This window comes from Opitutus sp. GAS368 (assembly GCF_900104925.1).
In the GTDB taxonomy this organism is placed as follows: domain Bacteria; phylum Verrucomicrobiota; class Verrucomicrobiia; order Opitutales; family Opitutaceae; genus Lacunisphaera.
In genome coordinates this window covers 46,863-63,597 of the sequence record NZ_LT629735.1, presented here as the reverse complement: position 1 = coordinate 63,597, position 16,735 = coordinate 46,863, and the positions used below count along the sequence as shown (strand labels likewise).

The following is a 16,735-nucleotide window of genomic DNA, read 5'->3' as shown; positions in this document are numbered from 1 at the left end:
TCCATGAGCGCCGGACGGCGGTCACAGGCCGCCGCTACAGTTTCACCCATCTAAAGTCACCACCATGAGTCTCCCGAATCCGTTCAACACCCTGCAGTCCTTCGAGGGCGGCAAGAAGTTCTACTCGCTCCCCGAGCTGGCCAGGCAGTTCCCGGGCGTCGCCCGCCTGCCGGTGAGCATCCGCCTCGTGCTCGAGGCCGTGCTGCGCAACTGCGACGGCAAGCGCGTCATGGAATCCAACATCAAGGAGCTGGCCAACTGGAAGCCGACCGAGGCCCGCACCGCCGAGATCCCGTTCGTCGTCGCGCGTATCGTGCTGCAGGACTTCACCGGCGTGCCGCTGCTCGTCGATCTCGCCGCCATGCGCTCGGCCGTGGCCAAGCTCGGCAAGAACCCGAAGATCATCGAGCCGCTCGTGCCGGTGGACCTCGTGGTGGACCACTCCGTGCAGGTGGACTTCTCCGGCAACGCCGAGGCGCTGGCCAAGAACCTCGACCTCGAGTTCAAGCGCAACCGCGAGCGCTACCAGTTCCTCAAGTGGGGCATGCAGGCGTTCGACACCTTCAAGGTTGTCCCGCCGGGCATCGGCATCGTCCACCAGGTGAACCTCGAATACCTTGCCAAGGGCGTGCTCAGCCAGGGCGGCGTCTATTATCCCGACACGCTCGTCGGCACCGACTCGCATACGACGATGATCAACGGCATCGGCATCGTGGGCTGGGGCGTCGGCGGCATCGAGGCCGAGGCCGGCATGCTCGGCCAGCCGGTCTATTTCCTCACGCCCGATGTCGTCGGTGTGCACCTGACCGGCGCGCTCCGCGAGGGTGTTACTGCCACCGACCTGGCACTCACCGTCACGCAGCTGATGCGCAAGGCCAAGGTCGTCGGCAAGTTCGTCGAGTTCTTCGGCCCGGGTGCCGCCGCGCTGCCGGTCGTCGACCGCGCGACCATCGCCAACATGGCGCCCGAATACGGCGCGACCATGGGTTTCTTCCCGATCGACGCCGAGTGCTCGACCTACCTGCGCGCCACGGGTCGCGACGACCAGCACATCGCCACCTACGAGGCCTACTACAAGGCCCAGGGCCTGTGGGGCATCCCGGCGAAGGGTGCGATCGACTACTCGCAGGTCGTGGACCTCGACCTCGCGACCGTTGTCCCGAGCGTCGCCGGCCCGAAGCGCCCGCAGGACCGTATCGAGCTCCCGAACCTCAAGAAGGAGTTTACCACGGCGTTCTCGAAGCCGGTCACCGAAAACGGCTTTGGCAAGAACGCCGGCGATCTCGCGACCAAGACGCATGTCGCGGCGGCCGGTTCCTTCCACGGTGGCGGCGGCGGCAGCCAGGAGCCGGTCTCCGGCGCCAGGGCGGCGGCTTGCGCCACCAACCCGCTCACCGAGCACGAAATGACCAACAACCGGCCCACGCCGGACAAGGTCACGGGCGCCGCGCCCACCATGGAGGGTGACATTGGCCACGGCTCCGTGCTCATCGCCGCCATCACGAGCTGCACGAATACGTCCAACCCGAGCGTCATGCTCGCCGCCGGCCTGCTGGCCAAGAAGGCCGTCGAGAAGGGCCTCACCGTCAACCCGGTCGTGAAGTCCTCGCTGGCCCCCGGCTCGCGGGTTGTCACCGATTATCTCAACAAGACCGGCCTCACGCCCTATCTGGACAAGCTCGGCTTCCAGACCGTCGGCTACGGCTGCACGACCTGCATCGGCAACTCCGGTCCGCTGCACCCCGCGATCGAGGAGGCCATCGTCAAGAACGACCTCGTCGCCGCCTCCGTGCTCTCGGGCAACCGCAACTTCGAGGCCCGCGTCCATCAGAACATCAAGGCGAACTTCCTGATGTCGCCTCCGCTCGTCGTCGCCTTCGCGCTCGCGGGGCGGGTCGACATCGACATGACCAAGGACCCGATCGGCAAGGACAAGGCCGGAGTTGACGTCTACCTCAAGGATCTCTGGCCGACGCTCAAGGAGGTCCGCGACCAGATGGCCGCGGCGCTCAAGCCCGAGGTGTTCCGCCGGCTCTACACCGACTTCGCCGCGCAGAACCCGAAGTGGAACGAGATCCCCTCGACCACGGGCAACGTCTACGCCTTTGACGCCAAGTCCACCTACATTCAGGAGCCGCCGTTCTTCACGGGCTTCTCGCTCACGCCGGGCAGCATCCAGCCGATCAACGGCGCCCGCGCCCTCGGCATCTTCGGGGATTCGGTCACCACCGACCACATCTCCCCGGCCGGCGCCATCAAGAAGTCGTCGCCCGCGGGCAAATACCTGCTCGATAACGGCGTGACCTTCGAGGACTTCAACTCCTACGGCTCCCGCCGCGGCAACGACCGCGTGATGACCCGCGGCACGTTCGCGAACGTCCGCATCAAGAACCTGATGCTCGGCGGCAAGGAAGGCGGCAACACCCTCGGGCCGGACGGCGCCGAAACCTCCATCTACGACGCCTCGATGGCCTACCAGAAGGCCGGCGTGCCGCTCATCGTTCTCGCCGGCCAGGAATACGGCACGGGTTCCTCGCGCGACTGGGCCGCCAAGGGCACCAACCTGCTCGGCGTGAAGGTCGTCGTGGCGCAGAGTTTCGAGCGCATCCACCGCTCCAACCTCGTCGGCATGGGCGTGCTGCCCCTGCAGTTCAAGGAGGGCACGACGGCCCAGACGCTCAAGCTCGACGGCTCCGAGACTTACGACGTCGTCGGCCTCACGGGTGCCATCAAACCGCAGCAGGACCTGACGCTGAAGATCACCCGCAAGGGCGGGGCGGTCGAGAACGTGCCGGTGCGCTGCCGCATCGATACGCCCATCGAGATCGATTATTACCAGCACGGCGGCATTTTGCCCTACGTGCTTCGCCAGATTGTCGCGAAGAGCTGATTGACTTGTCCCGGGACGCGGCGGTGGAATACCGCCGCGCCCCTGCTTTTGTCCCATGTCCGAGCCGACCAAACCGACCTTCCTCGTCGACGCCTACGCCAACCCGGTGCTGGTGCGGATCGACGGCCGGGCGTCGTTCGCCAACAGCGGCGGACTGCGGGATTTCTTCGCGGAGATGCTCAAGCACGGGCACAAGAGCTTCGTGGTCGACTTCAAGGACTGCACGAGCATGGACAGCACCTTCCTCGGCGTGCTGGCCGGGGCGGCGCTGGAACTCCGCCGCCAGCAGCCGCCGGGCACGCTGACCCTCGTGCGGGTGGGGGAGCGCAACCTCGAGCTGATCCGCAATCTCGGGCTGCACCGGCTGGCCACGGTGGACGCGGGGAGCTTCCAGATGAATTTCCGTGGCGGCACCACCGGCCTCGACACCCGGGCCAAGAGTGAGATCGAGAACGCCCGGCTCGTGCTGGAGGCCCACGAGAACCTGGTCAGCGCCGATGCCGCCAACGCCGCCAAGTTCCAGGACGTGCTGGCCTTCCTGCGCAACCGGGTGGAAAGCCGCTGATGCGGGAAGTAACAAGCAACAGGGATCAAGTAACAAGGGCCTGGCCCGGTCACTTATCTTGCCACTTGTTACTTGAAACCCGGTCCTTCAATTTTTCGCCATGATGTCCTTCGTCCTTGGCGGTCTCCTCGGCGCGCTGCTGGTCTACGCGTTCTACTGGCGGGCCCAGCACGCGGCGGCCCGGCTGGAGGAGGAGAAGCAGGTGCTGATGGAGGAGCGGCAGATCGTGCTGGATTACATGCACACCATGGTGGACGCCGTGGGCGAGCGCCTGCCGCGCGAGGAACTGTTCCAGCGGATCGTGCACGCGGCGATCCTGAGCACGGGGGCGCTGAGCGCCTGCATCTTTGAGAAAGACGCCGACGACATGATGCGCGGCGCGGCGGTGGAGGGCCTGTTTCCCCCGCACCGGCCCATCGCCGATACGCACAAGATGAAGCTCGGCTCGCGCGCCAAGTTCATCGAGCAGGTGTTGAAATCGGAGTCGTTCCCCGTAGGCGAGGGTGTGGTCGGCCGCGTGGCGGCCACCGGCCGCGGCGAGCTCGTCGCCCAGGCGGCGGCCGACCCCCGCATCGTGAAGCACGAGGACGAGGCCCTGGTGGTGCGCTCGGTCATCGCCGCGCCCATCACGGTGCGGAAGCGGCTCATCGGCGTGCTGTGCGTCTGCAACGCCTCCGACGGCCTGCCGTTCACCGAGACGGACTATTCGCTCGTGGAGGCGCTCGCCGAGCAGGCCGGCCTCGCGGTGCACAATGCGGATTTCCTCGCGCTCCAGGTGGACAAGCAACGGCTCGACCTCGACCTCGCGCTGGCCAGCGACGTGCAGCAGATGCTGCTGCCGCGGACCATGCCGGTGGTGCCCGGGCTCGACATCGATGCCCGCTACCTCGCGGCCCAGAAGGTCAGCGGCGACCTCTACGATGTCTTCAAGCTCGGCTTTGACCGGGTCGGCGTGGCGGTGGCCGACGTGTCGGGGAAGGGCGTCTCGGCCTCGCTGCTCATGGCCATCTGCCGGACGACGCTGCGGCAGATCGCCCCGATGCACACCTCGCCGGCCCGCGTGCTGGCGGAACTGAACCGGTCGCTGGCCGGTGACATGCGCGAGGGCATGTATATCACGATGGCGTATGCCGTGGTGGACGCCGGCAAGAACCAGGTGACGGTGGCCCGGGCCGGCCATGAACTGACGCTGCTCTCGCGCCGGGATCCGCACACGGGTTCCTACCTGAGCGAGTATGTCGGCTCCGAGGGCATGCCGGTCGGATTGGTGGATCCCGAGCTGTTTGACTCGGTCATCGAGGACCGGACGCTGGGGTTCGCCCCCGGCTCGACCCTGGTGCTCTACACCGACGGCCTCACCGAAGCGCCGAACGAGCAGGAGCAGGAATTCGGCGGGGCGCGGCTGGCCGATGCGCTGCGCGCCGGGCACACCGGCTCCGCCCGGGAGGTCAACGACGCCATTCTCGCCGCCGTGCAGCGGTTTTCCGGCACAGTCGGCCTGCGGGATGACTACACACTGCTGACGGTCAAGCGGACGTGAGAAAACGCGTTGCATTTGGCGGTATGGCGCCTAGCGATTGAGGCGATGTCCGTCGCCACCAAGCCCGCACCCGCCACGCCCGACCAGCTGCCCGATGCCGCGGGGCATTTCGGCCGTTACGGCGGGGTGTTCGTGCCGGAAACCCTGATGACGGCCCTGACCGAGCTCACGGCCGCCTACGAGCAGGCGCGCACTGACCCGGCCTTCCAGTCGGAGCTGCGGCACCACCTCAAGGAGTTCGCTGGCCGGCCGACCGAGCTGTATTTCGCCGAACGGCTGACCCAGCACTGCGGCGGGGCGAAGATCTATTTCAAGCGCGAGGACCTGCTCCACACCGGGGCGCACAAGATCAACAACGCCCTCGGCCAGGCCCTGCTGGCGCGGCGCATGGGCAAGAAGCGCATCATCGCCGAGACCGGCGCCGGCCAGCACGGCGTGGCGACGGCCGCGGTCTGCGCCAAGTTCGGCCTCGACTGCACCGTCTATATGGGCGCGGTCGACATGGAGCGCCAGGCGTTGAATGTCTTCCGCATGCGCCTCATGGGCGCCAAGGTCACGTCCGTCGAGGCCGGCCAGAAGACGCTCAAGGACGCCGTCAACGAGGCGATGCGCGACTGGGTGACCAATGTCCGCGGCACGCACTACATCCTCGGCTCGGCGCTCGGGGCGCACCCATATCCGATGATGGTCCGTGATTTTCATCGCGTCATCGGCCAGGAGCTCCGCGAGCAGATCATGGCCCGCGAGGGCCGGCTGCCCGACGAGATGGTCGCGTGCGTCGGCGGCGGCAGCAACGCCATCGGGTGCTTCTACGAGTTTCTCGACGACAAGGGGGTGAAGCTCATCGGCGTCGAGGCCGGCGGCCGCGGTATCAAGCGCGGCGAGCACGCGGCCCGCTTCGAGGGTGGCAAGCTCGGCGTCCTGCAGGGCAGCAAGACCTACATCCTCCAGAACCCCGACGGCCAGATCGAGCTGACGCACTCCGTGTCGGCCGGGCTCGACTACGCCGCCATCGGCCCGGAGCACGCTTATTACCGGGACACGGGTCGCATCGAATACGCCTTTGCGACGGACGACGAGGTCATGGAAGCCTTCCAGCTCTGCTCGCGCCACGAGGGCATCATTCCGGCGCTGGAATCCACCCATGCCATTGTCCACGGCTTGAAGCGCGCCAAGGCGCTGAGCAAGGACAAGATCGTCCTGATCAATCTCTCCGGCCGCGGCGACAAGGATGTCCAGACGGTGCAGAAGCTCCTGACGGAGCAAAGTAACAAGTAGCAGCCTCAAACGCCAAATCACAATGGGCCAGACTCCAAACAAACCATGGAAAAAAAGCCCGTTGATCTTGAGGAGAGGACGGCACTTTTTGCGGAAAATGTCCGAAAGTTTGTCCGCCAGCTGCCACGCACGATAGCGAACATCGAGGACGTCAAGCAGCTGGTGCGCGCCTCTGGTTCGGTGGCGGCCAACTGCATCGAGGTCAATGAAGCCCTCGGCAACAAGGACCGCGTCATGCGATTTCGTATTAGCCGCAAGGAGGCAAAGGAATGCCAACTGTGGCTGCGTCTGGTGAATGTGGGTGACAACCCGGAGATCGACACCGCGCGAAAGATTCTCCGCCAGGAAGCGCATGAGCTAAAGTTGATTTTTACCAGCATCATCAAGAAATTGGAATGACCACGATTTCCTGCGGATTTGTTTGGCCTTTGGCGCTTTGGCGTTTGGACTTTAGGCAATGAATTCGATGACTGGCTATGGGCGGGCAACCGCCACCCTCGGCACCCAAACCCTGACCGTGCAGGTCAACTCGGTGAACCGCCGCGGGCTCGACCTGTCGCTGTCGCTGCCCGATGAGTGGCAGGCCTTCGAGTCCGCCGTGGGCGACGCCGTGCGCAAGCAGGTCCAGCGCGGCAAGGTGCACGTGGCGGTCGAGGTGGCGGGGCAGGGCGCTGCGGCGGCGGAGTGGGACCAGGATGCCCTGACGGCCACGCTCGCGCAGCTCACGAAGTTCGCCCGGGCCAAGCACATCAATTTCGAGGTGACCGGCGAACTCCTCTGGGCGATCGCCAGCGCCCAGCGCAGCGGCACCAAGCTGCCGGCGGACGACGAGACGTCGGCCCTGCTGCTCAAGACCCTCGGCCAGGCGCTGCGCGGGCTGGGCGCCATGCGGGCCAAGGAAGGCGAGGCCCTGCTGGTCGATTTCCTCGGCCGGCTGGAAAAACTGCACGCGGCGGTCGAGGCCATCGCCCACCGGGCGCCGCAGATCACGGGCGTCTACAAGGAGCAGCTGCTGCAGCGCCTGCGGACGGCCGGCCTGGCGCTCGACGTGAACGACGAGCGCGTGCTCAAGGAAGTGGCGCTGTTCGCCGACCGGGCGGATATCACCGAGGAGATCACCCGGCTGCGCCACCACCTGGGCCAGCTCAAGGAGCTGTTGCGGGGCGACGGCGAGGTCGGCCGCAAGGCGGAGTTCATCCTGCAGGAGATCGGCCGTGAGATCCACACCATCGGCAGCAAGGCCAATGATCTGGCGATCGCGCAGCGGGTGATCGAGTTCAAGAACGAGCTCGAGCGCATCCGCGAGCAGGTCGCGAACGTGGAATAATCAACCACGACGGCACGACGACTCAACGAATCCATCGGCGTGGTGCCGTCGTGTCGTTGTGGTGAAAATCAGCTGGTTGGCACGGCCGGCTGCTTCAGCGACCAGAGCACATACCAGAAGACACCGAGGCAGATCCCGATGTCCGCGACGTTGAACGTCGGGTAGATATAGCTGCCGAAGTGGAAGTCGAGGAAGTCGATGACGTGATGGTGCACGATCCGGTCGACCAGATTGCCCACGATGCCGCCGCAGAGCAGCCCGAAGGCGGCCTGCGCGGAGGGCGAGCGGAGGCCGAGCGGCCGGCGCCAGAAGAAGATCGCCACCAGCGTGCCCGCGGCGAGGAGGGCGAGCCACAGGCTGGCCCCGGCGAACATGCTCCAGGCCGCGCCCGTGTTGCCGACATGGACCAGGTAGAAGAAATTCGGGAAGACCGTGACGCTGGCGCCGGGACCGTAGCTGCCGAAGGGCAGGCGGGCGTTGATCCAGTATTTCGTCAGCTGGTCCAGCGCAAAGACAATGATCCCCAGCAGCCAGAGCCGACGGTAGGCGAAAAAACGGCTGAAGTGAGAAGGATGATTTAAGAAAACACGGTCATCGCCCGCAGACGTGGAAGGTGAGACGACGGCTTTTCCCGGTTCCGCGGATTTAGGCAAACCGGACATCGGCTGGATTCTTAATGCTTAACTCTTGCTTCGGCCTTTATTCGTCGTCGCCGCCGTCGGAGATCTTGCCGCCTTCCTCCTCGGCGCCGTCGCCGAACAGGCCGCCGCGCTCGACGGAGCGATGGGAGTGGCGCTCCACTTCCTTCTTGGCCTCGGTGGAGTAGCGCGTGAAGGGCACGGCCAGCAGGCGCTCCTTGGCGATGGGCTTCTGGGTCGTCTCGCAGATGCCGTAGGTGCCGGCGTGGATGCGCTTGATGGCGGCCTCGATCTCGGAGAGGGCCTCCTGCTCGTTGGAGACGAGGCTCAGGGCGAAGTCGCGGTCAAAGGTGTCGGTGCCGGCGTCGGCCATGTGCTGGCCGTAGCCCGAGAGGTCGCCCGAGTCGTCTTTGGCGGACTTGAGCAGCGTCTCCTCGGTGTGTTCGCCCAGCTGGACGAGCACGTGGTGGCGCAGCTCGAGCAGCAGGCGGTAGTAACGGCGGAATTTCTCGGGCACCTCGGCCTCGTCGACCATCGCGGCCGGCGCCTTCTTGCCCCTGGCGGGGTTGAAGCCGAGGATGTCCGCCAGCGAGGCGGTCTTCACGTGGTGCGGCTTGTGGGGCTTGGCCAGGTCGGTGGTGAGCGAGGTGGGCTTGGTGGCGGCGCCGGGCTTGCCGTTTTTGCCGTTCTTGGCGGAGCTTTCGACCTGCTTCTCGTTCTTCTTCGCGATCTCGCGGACCTCATCGAGGCTGAAGGCGATGGCCTTGGGGGCGGCCTTGCGCTCGAGGAGCAGGCGCTTGAGGTCGGCGGCGGACACGGCCTTGCCCTTGGCGGCCGGGGCGGGCTTGCCCACGGGGGCGGCGGCCTTGGGCGCTGATTTTGCCGTGGGCTTTGCGGTCGCCACCGGTTTGGCCGGGGCCTTCGCCGGTTTGGGGGCCGGGGCTTTCTTGGCGGCGGGCTTCTTCGCGGGTGTCTTTTTCGTCGTGGCCATAAAGGGTCGGATTAGGAGTTAAGGGCTTCTGCGCACCGAGGGCAAACTTCTCCGTGCGGGGTGTGAACAACTTTCGGCACCCACCGCCAGCAGCGCGGGCAGCGGGTGTGGCCGGCTTCCTGAGCGTGGCGGGCGGTGGGCGCCACGCCGGGACCGGCTGCGAGACTGACATCGGAGACGATAAAGAGTTCGGGTAGAAATCTCCGGTGCTTTTCCAGCACCTTGAAGGCGGCATCGTCCGCCGCGCCGGTGAGCGCCACAACGGCGTCCAGCGACTTGCCAATGGTGCCGGCCTGGCGAAGGGGCTCGAGCGTCTCGGTGACCTTGGCGCGCTGCTGGAACAGGACGGCGAAATCAGACTCGACCTCGCTGCTGCGCCACGCCGCGGGTGTGACCGGCCAGTCCTGCAGGTGGATGGACGCGGCGGAGTATTCCTGGTTGGTCTTGGCGTAGCTCCAGGCCTCGTCGGCCGTGAAGGTGATGAAGGGCGCGAGGATCTTCACGAGGGCGTCGAAGATGGCGGCAATGGCGGTCTGCGACGAGCGGCGGAGCGGGTGGGCGGCGCCGAGCGTGTAGAGGCGGTCCTTCAGGATGTCATGGTAGGTGGCTGACAGCGTGACCGAGCAGAATTGGTTGCAGAGTTGGTAGACGCGGTGGAACTCGTAGGCGTCGTAGGCCTTCGTGCACTCGTCGATGAGGACGGCGGTCTGGTGCAGCGCCCAGCGGTCGAGGACGTCCATCTTTTCCACCGGCACGGCGTGTTGCGCGGCGTCGAAGTCGAACAGGTTGGAAAGCTGGAAGCGGAGGGTGTTGCGGAAAAGGCGGTAGGCCTCGCCCACGTGCTTGAGGATCTCGTCGTCCACCGGGATGTCGTCGCGGAAATCCTGCGAGGCGATCCAGAGGCGGATGACGTCGGCGCCGTGCTGGGCGATGTAGGCGTCGGCCGTCTGGGGCTTCTGGTAGGTCGAGCTCTTGGAGATTTTCTGGCGGTTCTTGTCGACGATGAAGCCGTGGGTGAGGACGGCCTGGTAGGGGGCGGCACCGAAGGCGATGACGCTGTTCCAGAGCGACGACTGGAACCAGCCGCGGTGCTGGTCGCTGCCCTCGAGGTAGAGGTCGGCCGGCCAGTGCGTGCCACCCTGGCCGCGCTTGAGCACGGCGGCCTGCGTCGAACCGGAGTCGATCCAGACGTCGAGGGTATCACGGCCGCAGGTGAGCATGTCGGCCGCCGGCCAGCCGGCGGGGAGCTTCACGCCGGCGAGGATCTCGGCCGGCTTGGCGTCATACCAGAAGTTGGTGCCCTTGGTCGCGACCTTGTCGGCTACCGCGCGGACCACGCCGGCGTCGAGGTAGGGCTTCTTGTCCGGGCCGTAAAAGGCGATGATCGGCACGCCCCACGAGCGCTGGCGGCTGATACACCAGTCCGGGCGCGACTCGACGGCGCTGCGGATGCGGGCCTCACCCCAGGCGGGGATCCAGCCCTGATGTTCGGCGATCTTGGTGATCTCCCGGAGGGCGACCTGGCGGTGGCCGGCCTTGTCGAGGGAGACGAACCACTGGTCGACGGCGCGGAAGATGATCGGGGTCTTGGAGCGCCAGCAATGCGGGTAGCTGTGCGGATACTTGGCCTTGGCCAGCAGCGCGCCGACGGCGTCGAGCTTCTTCAGCACGCCGAGGTTGGCGGGCGCGGGCTTCTTGGCGGCCAGGTCCTCGACGGTCTCGAGCGTGGTCAGGCCGACGAGATCGGCCGGCACGCGGCCGTCGTCCAGGTATTTGCCGTCGTCGCCGACCGGGCAGTAGACCTCGAGGCCGTATTTCAGGCCGGTCTGGTAATCCTCGGCGCCGTGGCCGGGCGCGGTGTGGACGGCGCCGGTGCCGCTGTCGGTCGTGACGTAATCGGCGAGCACCACCGGCGAAGCGCGGTCGATGAAGGGATGGCGGGCCTGCAGCTTCTCCAGCTTGGCGCCGGGCAGCGTCTGCACGATGGCGGGCAGGGGCTCAAGCTTGGCGGCCGCGGCGACCTGGCCGAGCAGCGCCCGGGCGACGATGATGCGGTCGGCGCCGGTGTCGGCGACGACGTAGTCCACCTCGGGATGCAGGGCGATCGCGAGGTTGGCGGGGATCGTCCACGGGGTGGTCGTCCAGATGACGATATAAAGCGGTTTGTCGGTCGGCAGGCCGAACTTCTTCGCCTCCTCCACGGGCACGAGGAACTTTACCCAGATGGCGATCGAGGTGTGGTCCTTGTATTCGATCTCCGCCTCGGCGAGCGCGGTCTCGAAAGGGATGGACCAGTAAACGGGCTTCTTGCTGCGGTAGACGAGGCCCTGCTCGACGAACGCGGCGAAGGTGCGGAGGATGTCGGCCTCGAAGGCCGGCGCCTTGGTCTTGTATTCGTGCTTCCAGTCGGCGAGGACGCCGACGCGCTTGAACTGCGCGGTCTGCTTGCCGATCCAACTCTCGGAAAACTCGTCGCACTTGGCGCGCAGCTCCGCGGTGGAAGGGGTGAGGTTCTGGTCCTTCAGCTCGCGCGAGACCTTCTGCTCGATGGGCAGGCCGTGGCAGTCCCAGCCCGGCACATAAGGCGTGCGGAAGCCGCGCATGGACTTGTAGCGGTTGACGATGTCCTTGAGGGTCTTGTTGAGCGCGGTGCCGATGTGGACGTCACCGTTGGTGAACGGCGGGCCGTCGTGCAACACGAAGGCGGGGCGCCCGGCGCGGACCTGCTGGATCTGGTTGTAGAGACCGGTCTTCTCCCAGTGGGCGACCCGGCCCGGCTCGCGTTGCACCAGGCCCGCCCGCATGGGGAAATCGGTCTTGGGAAGCAGGAGGGTGTCTTTGAGTTCTTGCGCCATCGGAAATAAGGGGCGGGAGGCTACCCATGCAGGGGGGGTAGTCAAGTGGCGAGACGGGGATAAATTCCTCTGTAGCGGCGCTCTGTGAGCGCCGTCCGGTGGTCATAGACCGCCGCTACAGTTTGGTGACGAATTCGCCCGTTTTCCGGGCCAGTTCCGCGCCGGATTTGAGGCAATCCGGGAGCGAAATCCCGTCGCGGGCGTTGCCGCCGATGAAGAGGCCCTTGTGCTGGACCTCGCAGCGGGCGAGCGGTTCGAGAAAGCGCTCGTGACCGAGATTGTATTGGGGAATGGCCTTGGGCCAGAACGTGTGGTGCGTGAACACCGGGTCACCCGTCACGCCGAGCAGCTCGCGCAGGTCGGGCAGCACGCGGGCGAGAAGCGTGGCGGTGTCCAGCCGGCCGGTCTCCGGCTGGCGCATGCCGCCGGCAAACACCGTCAAGGCCACGTGGCCGTCTGGCGCCCGTCCGGCGAAGAGCGACGACGAGAACAGCACGCCGAGGAGGCTGCGTTGCTCGCGGGCCGGCACGAGGGCGCCAAAGCCGTCGAGCGGATGCGCCACCTGCTCGCGCCTGAAACCGAGGAAGAGCGAACTGACCGGCGGGTGAGGCTGATGGTCAAGCGAGGCCAGAGTGCGCTCGCCCAAGGTGCTGAAAACCAGCTGGGCAAGACCCGTGGCCGGCAAGGCGAGGACGACGGCGTCGAATTCGACGGTCGTCACGGCGTCGGCGCGGGTCCAGATCAGCTTCCACGGCTGGCCGGGGATGAGGCTGGTGACGGTGGCCTCGGTCTGCACGGTGCCGGCGGGCAAGGCGGCCGCGAGCGCCCGCGGCAGGGTTTGCAGGCCGTGTTGAAACGAGATGATCGGCACGACGCCCGCCGCGTCGCCGCGGGTCCGGCGCTCGGCGGCCTGGGCCCGGAAACCGCGGAGCAGCGAACCGTGGGAGCGCTCGAGTTGCCAGAGATTGGGGAAGGCGTAGCGGGCGGAGAGCTTCTCGGGATCACCCGCATACACCCCCAAGACGAAAGGATTCAGGCCGTAGTCCACGATTTCGCGGCCGAAATGGGAGGCAACGAAGGAGGCGAGATTGACGTCGGTGGTGCGCACACGCGGCCGGGTGAGCAACTCGGTGAGCACGCGCAACCGGGCGCCGAGGGAGAAAAGCGGTGAGGTCAGCAGGCCGGCGGGGGAGAGCGGCACCATGACCGGCCGGCCGTCGCGCACGATGAAACGCTTCCTGGCGGTGGGACTCACGAGGGCCCGTTGGTCCGTCAGCCCCAGCTCCGCGATCAGGGCGGCGACCTCGGGCGTTTCCTGCAGCGAATTCGGTCCACCCTCGACGAGCCAGCCGTCCCTCTCCGTCGTGACGATGGCGCCCCCGACCTGCGGGGCCTTCTCGAAGACGGTGACGCGGTGGCCGGCTTGGTGCAGCCGCCACGCGGCGGTCAGGCCGGTGAGGCCGCCGCCGACGACCGCGATGGAAGAGGCAGAGTTTTTAGCCACAAAAAAGGGCAAAAGGGGTTTGTGGCTTCGATTGCACGTTCCGCGCGCCTATAGGCGCGGTGACGAGGGCGGGGCTACGGAATGATTCTTTGTGCCTTTTTGCGGCCATTACTTCCAGGTTGTCACGGTCTCGACCAGCGCCTCGACGCATTCGATCTTCGCTTGCGGCATGATGCCGTGCCCCAGGTTGAAGATATGACCGTTCGAGCCGCGCATGGTTTCCAGCAAACGGGTGGTTTCGCGGCGGACGATCGCCGGGGTCGTGTTCATGAGCACCGGGTCGAGGTTGCCCTGCAGCGCGATGTTGCCCGGCACGAGCCGGCGGACGACCCCGAGGTCGACGGTCCAGTCCACGCCCAGCACGCTCGCGCCGCTGAAGGCCTGGTCGGTCAGCTGGGACGGAGTGCCCTTGGCGTAGAGGATCACGGGAAAACCCTTGGGCAGCGCGGTGATGATGGCGCGAATCCAGCGCAGCGACGCAGCCTCGTAATCCTGGCCCGCCACGATGCCGCCCCACGAATCGAAGATCTGGATGGCATCGACGCCGGCGCGGATCTGCATCTGGAAATATTCGATGAGCGCGGCGGTGAGTTTCTCCATCAGGGCGTTGAACAACGGCCGGTCGGAATAGAACACGGCCTTGCTGCGCTCGAAGTCGTCCGCGCTGCCACCCTCGAGCATATACGTGGCGAGCGTCCAGGGCGAACCGCCGAAGCCGAGCAGGGCCTTCTCGCCCTTCAGCTCCGCCTTCACGCGGGTCAGCGCCTGGCCGACATAGTCAAGCCGCGCGGCGACGCCCACCGGGTTGAGGCGGTCCAGCTGGGCTTTCGTTTCCAGGCGGAAATCCATCGCGATGCCGCCTTCGTCGCGGAACTTGTAGCCCTGGCCCAGGGCTTCGGGGAGCACAAGGATGTCCGAGAAGATGATCGCGGCATCGAGGGCGAAGCGCCGCAACGGCTGCAGCGTGACCTCGGCGGCCAGCTCAGGGGTCTTCACCATCTCGAGGAAGGAGGATTTCGCCTTCAGGTCGCGGTATTCCGGCAGGTAGCGCCCGGCCTGGCGCATGATCCAGACCGGTGGACGGTCGAGCGGGGTGCAGGCGACGGCGGCGAGGAATCTTTCTCGGGAATTCATTTTAAAACCACGAATGGACACGAATTCACACGAATTGAGAAATGATTTTCGGGGTTAGTGTCCATTGGTGTCCATTCGTGGTTAAGCCTGGTTTGCCCAGTTTCTGGGTTTGAGGAAGACGTCGTAGAGCCGCGCCTCGGGCGTGCCGGGCGCGGGCTTCCAGTCGTAGCGCCACGCGACGAGCGGCGGGAGCGACATGAGAATGGACTCGGTGCGGCCGCCGCTCTGCAGGCCGAAGATCGTGCCGCGGTCCTGAACCAGGTTGAACTCCACATAGCGGCCCCGCCGGTAGAGCTGGAAGTCGCGCTCGCGTTTGCCGAAGGGCGTCGCTTTGCGTTTTTGCACGATCGGCAGGTAGGCCGGCAGGAAGGCATCGCCCACGCTGCGGAGAAAGGCGAAGGACTGCGCGAAACCCGGGGCGTTGAAATCGTCGAAGAAAATGCCGCCGACGCCGCGCGGCTCGCCGCGGTGCTTGAGGAAGAAGTAATCGTCGCACCACTGCTTGAATTTCGGATAGAGTTCCCGACCGTGCGGGTCGCACGCGGCGCGGGCGGTGCGGTGCCAGTGCCCGGCGTCCTCCTCGAAGCCGTAGCAGGGCGTCAGGTCAAAGCCGCCGCCGAACCACCAGACGGCCTGGTCGCCGGCGCCGGCCTGGAGGAAGCGCACGTTCATGTGGACCGTTGGCACGTAGGGATTGCGCGGATGGATGACGAGCGACACGCCCATCGCCTGAAAGGCCTTGCCGGCCATTTCGGGGCGCGCCGCCGTGGCGGAAGCGGGCAGGGCGGCGCCACTGACGTGGGAGAAACCCACGCCGGCCTTCTCGAATACGGCGCCGTCGGTCAGCACCCGCGAGCGGCCGCCGCCACCCTCGGGACGCGTCCAGGCATCCTCGCTAAACTGCCCGCCATCCTCGCGCGCCAGTGCCGTGCACAGCGCGTCCTGCAGGGCGCGCAGGTAGGAGCTGACGGCGTTGAGATCGGGAACCATGGAGGAAGGAGACAGGTAGCCACAAAGAGTCACAAAAATACACGAAAAACCTCAGGTGGAGGGCCCGCCTCCCTGCGGGCCGTTGGTGCGCCATAACCAATCCCGGCCCGCAGGGACGCGGGCCCTCCACTCGGGCTTGACGACTTTGCTAGGGTGGTGCGGCTTGACCTCAAGCCGCATAGCGCGTTGAGGTCAACGCGCTCCACCACCAAACATGAATTCCGCCGTGCTCACCACCATCGCCGCCACCGGTTTCACCGTGGCGTTCTTCCATGCGGCGATCCCGACGCACTGGCTGCCGTTCGTGCTGGTTTCACGGGCGCGGGGCTGGAGCCGGACGAAGACCCTCGCCGTAGCGGCGCTGGCCGGACTGGGACACGTGGCCCTGACGACCCTGCTCGGGCTGGCCATTGCGTGGTTCGGTTTCCAGCTCGACGAGAAGCTCGGGCGGCTGTTCCCGTGGATCGCGGGCGGCATCCTGCTGGCGATCGGCCTGTATTATTTCTGGCGGCAGTGGCGCGGCGGGGTGGTGCACCACCACGTCCTCGGGGCCCACCACCACCCGAGCGAGCAGTGCGGCCACGAACACGAGCGCAGCCATTGGGACGAGGAATTGAAGGACAGCCGGCTGGTCGAGACCAAGACGGGCGACTGGACCGCCATCAGCGGGCTGTTCGTGATGCTGACGCTGTCACCCTGCGAGGGCTTCCTGCCGGTCTATTTGTCCGGCGTGCAGTTCGGCTGGCGCGGTTTCGTGGTGCTCAGCCTGATCCTCGCCACGGCGACGCTCGGCGGCATGATGCTCTTCACCTGGCTGACCTTGGTCGGGCTGGAGAAGTTCGAGGTGAAAAATTTCGAGCGCTACGAGGCCGGACTGCTTGGCGCGCTCTTCACCTTGCTCGGGGCGCTGCTGATCGTGCTGGAGCACTGACTGGTGGAGGGCGCACGTCCCTGCGCGCCGCGGCCCCTCCAAAGAAAAAGGCGCGATCGATGATCCCGCCCGGGAAAAACGGTCCGCCGGCG

13 protein-coding genes are annotated in these 16,735 nt (G+C 66.3%); 7 read left to right on the top strand and 6 right to left on the bottom strand.

Going from position 1 to position 16,735, the window contains the following annotated elements; all coding sequences use genetic code 11:
• The first annotated feature begins 64 nt into the window (after positions 1–64).
• From BLU29_RS00275 to BLU29_RS00250, 6 genes are all read left to right on the top strand, one after another.
• Positions 65–2,890, top strand: a complete 2,826-nt coding sequence (locus tag BLU29_RS00275) for an aconitate hydratase (protein WP_091054593.1) — start codon at positions 65–67, stop codon at positions 2,888–2,890.
• 55 nt (positions 2,891–2,945) lie between these two features.
• Positions 2,946–3,455: an STAS domain-containing protein gene (locus tag BLU29_RS00270; RefSeq protein WP_091054592.1), complete on the top strand. Its 510-nt coding sequence runs from the start codon at positions 2,946–2,948 to the stop codon at positions 3,453–3,455.
• A gap of 100 nt (positions 3,456–3,555) precedes the next feature.
• Positions 3,556–4,995: a GAF domain-containing SpoIIE family protein phosphatase gene (locus BLU29_RS00265; protein WP_091054591.1), complete on the top strand. Its 1,440-nt coding sequence runs from the start codon at positions 3,556–3,558 to the stop codon at positions 4,993–4,995.
• A 45-nt stretch (positions 4,996–5,040) separates the two neighbouring features.
• The gene (trpB, locus tag BLU29_RS00260; protein WP_091054590.1) at positions 5,041–6,273 is read left to right on the top strand and encodes a tryptophan synthase subunit beta; all 1,233 of its coding nucleotides are present in this window, start codon (positions 5,041–5,043) and stop codon (positions 6,271–6,273) included.
• A 45-nt stretch (positions 6,274–6,318) separates the two neighbouring features.
• Positions 6,319–6,672, top strand: a complete 354-nt coding sequence (locus BLU29_RS00255) for a four helix bundle protein (RefSeq protein WP_091054589.1) — start codon at positions 6,319–6,321, stop codon at positions 6,670–6,672.
• Between the two features lie 58 nt (positions 6,673–6,730).
• The gene (locus BLU29_RS00250) at positions 6,731–7,600 is read left to right on the top strand and encodes a YicC/YloC family endoribonuclease (RefSeq protein ID WP_091054588.1); all 870 of its coding nucleotides are present in this window, start codon (positions 6,731–6,733) and stop codon (positions 7,598–7,600) included.
• A 68-nt stretch (positions 7,601–7,668) separates the two neighbouring features.
• On the opposite strand, the gene lspA is transcribed toward BLU29_RS00250, so the two are convergent.
• The 6 genes from lspA to hemF form a co-directional block, all read right to left on the bottom strand.
• Entirely contained in the window at positions 7,669–8,262 is a 594-nt protein-coding gene (gene lspA, locus BLU29_RS00245; RefSeq protein WP_091054587.1) for a signal peptidase II, read from the bottom strand.
• A gap of 37 nt (positions 8,263–8,299) precedes the next feature.
• Positions 8,300–9,229, bottom strand: a complete 930-nt coding sequence (locus BLU29_RS00240) for a TraR/DksA C4-type zinc finger protein (protein ID WP_091054586.1) — start codon at positions 9,227–9,229, stop codon at positions 8,300–8,302.
• A gap of 11 nt (positions 9,230–9,240) precedes the next feature.
• Positions 9,241–12,084, bottom strand: coding sequence for an isoleucine--tRNA ligase (gene ileS, locus BLU29_RS00235; RefSeq protein ID WP_091054585.1), 2,844 nt, complete (start codon positions 12,082–12,084; stop codon positions 9,241–9,243).
• Between the two features lie 115 nt (positions 12,085–12,199).
• Positions 12,200–13,588 (bottom strand): protoporphyrinogen oxidase, encoded by a 1,389-nt coding sequence (hemG, locus tag BLU29_RS00230; RefSeq protein WP_231962276.1) that lies wholly within the window; start codon positions 13,586–13,588, stop codon positions 12,200–12,202.
• 108 nt (positions 13,589–13,696) lie between these two features.
• Positions 13,697–14,722, bottom strand: a complete 1,026-nt coding sequence (gene hemE, locus BLU29_RS00225; protein WP_091054583.1) for a uroporphyrinogen decarboxylase — start codon at positions 14,720–14,722, stop codon at positions 13,697–13,699.
• An 81-nt stretch (positions 14,723–14,803) separates the two neighbouring features.
• A complete protein-coding gene (gene hemF / locus BLU29_RS00220; protein ID WP_091054582.1) occupies positions 14,804–15,712 on the bottom strand; it encodes an oxygen-dependent coproporphyrinogen oxidase in 909 nt (302 codons plus the stop codon).
• 214 nt (positions 15,713–15,926) lie between these two features.
• Here hemF and BLU29_RS00215 point away from each other — a divergent pair, with 214 nt between their 5' ends.
• On the top strand, positions 15,927–16,643 hold the full coding sequence (locus BLU29_RS00215; protein WP_091054581.1) for a hypothetical protein: 717 nt from the start codon (positions 15,927–15,929) through the stop codon (positions 16,641–16,643).
• Positions 16,644–16,735: the final 92 nt, after the last annotated feature.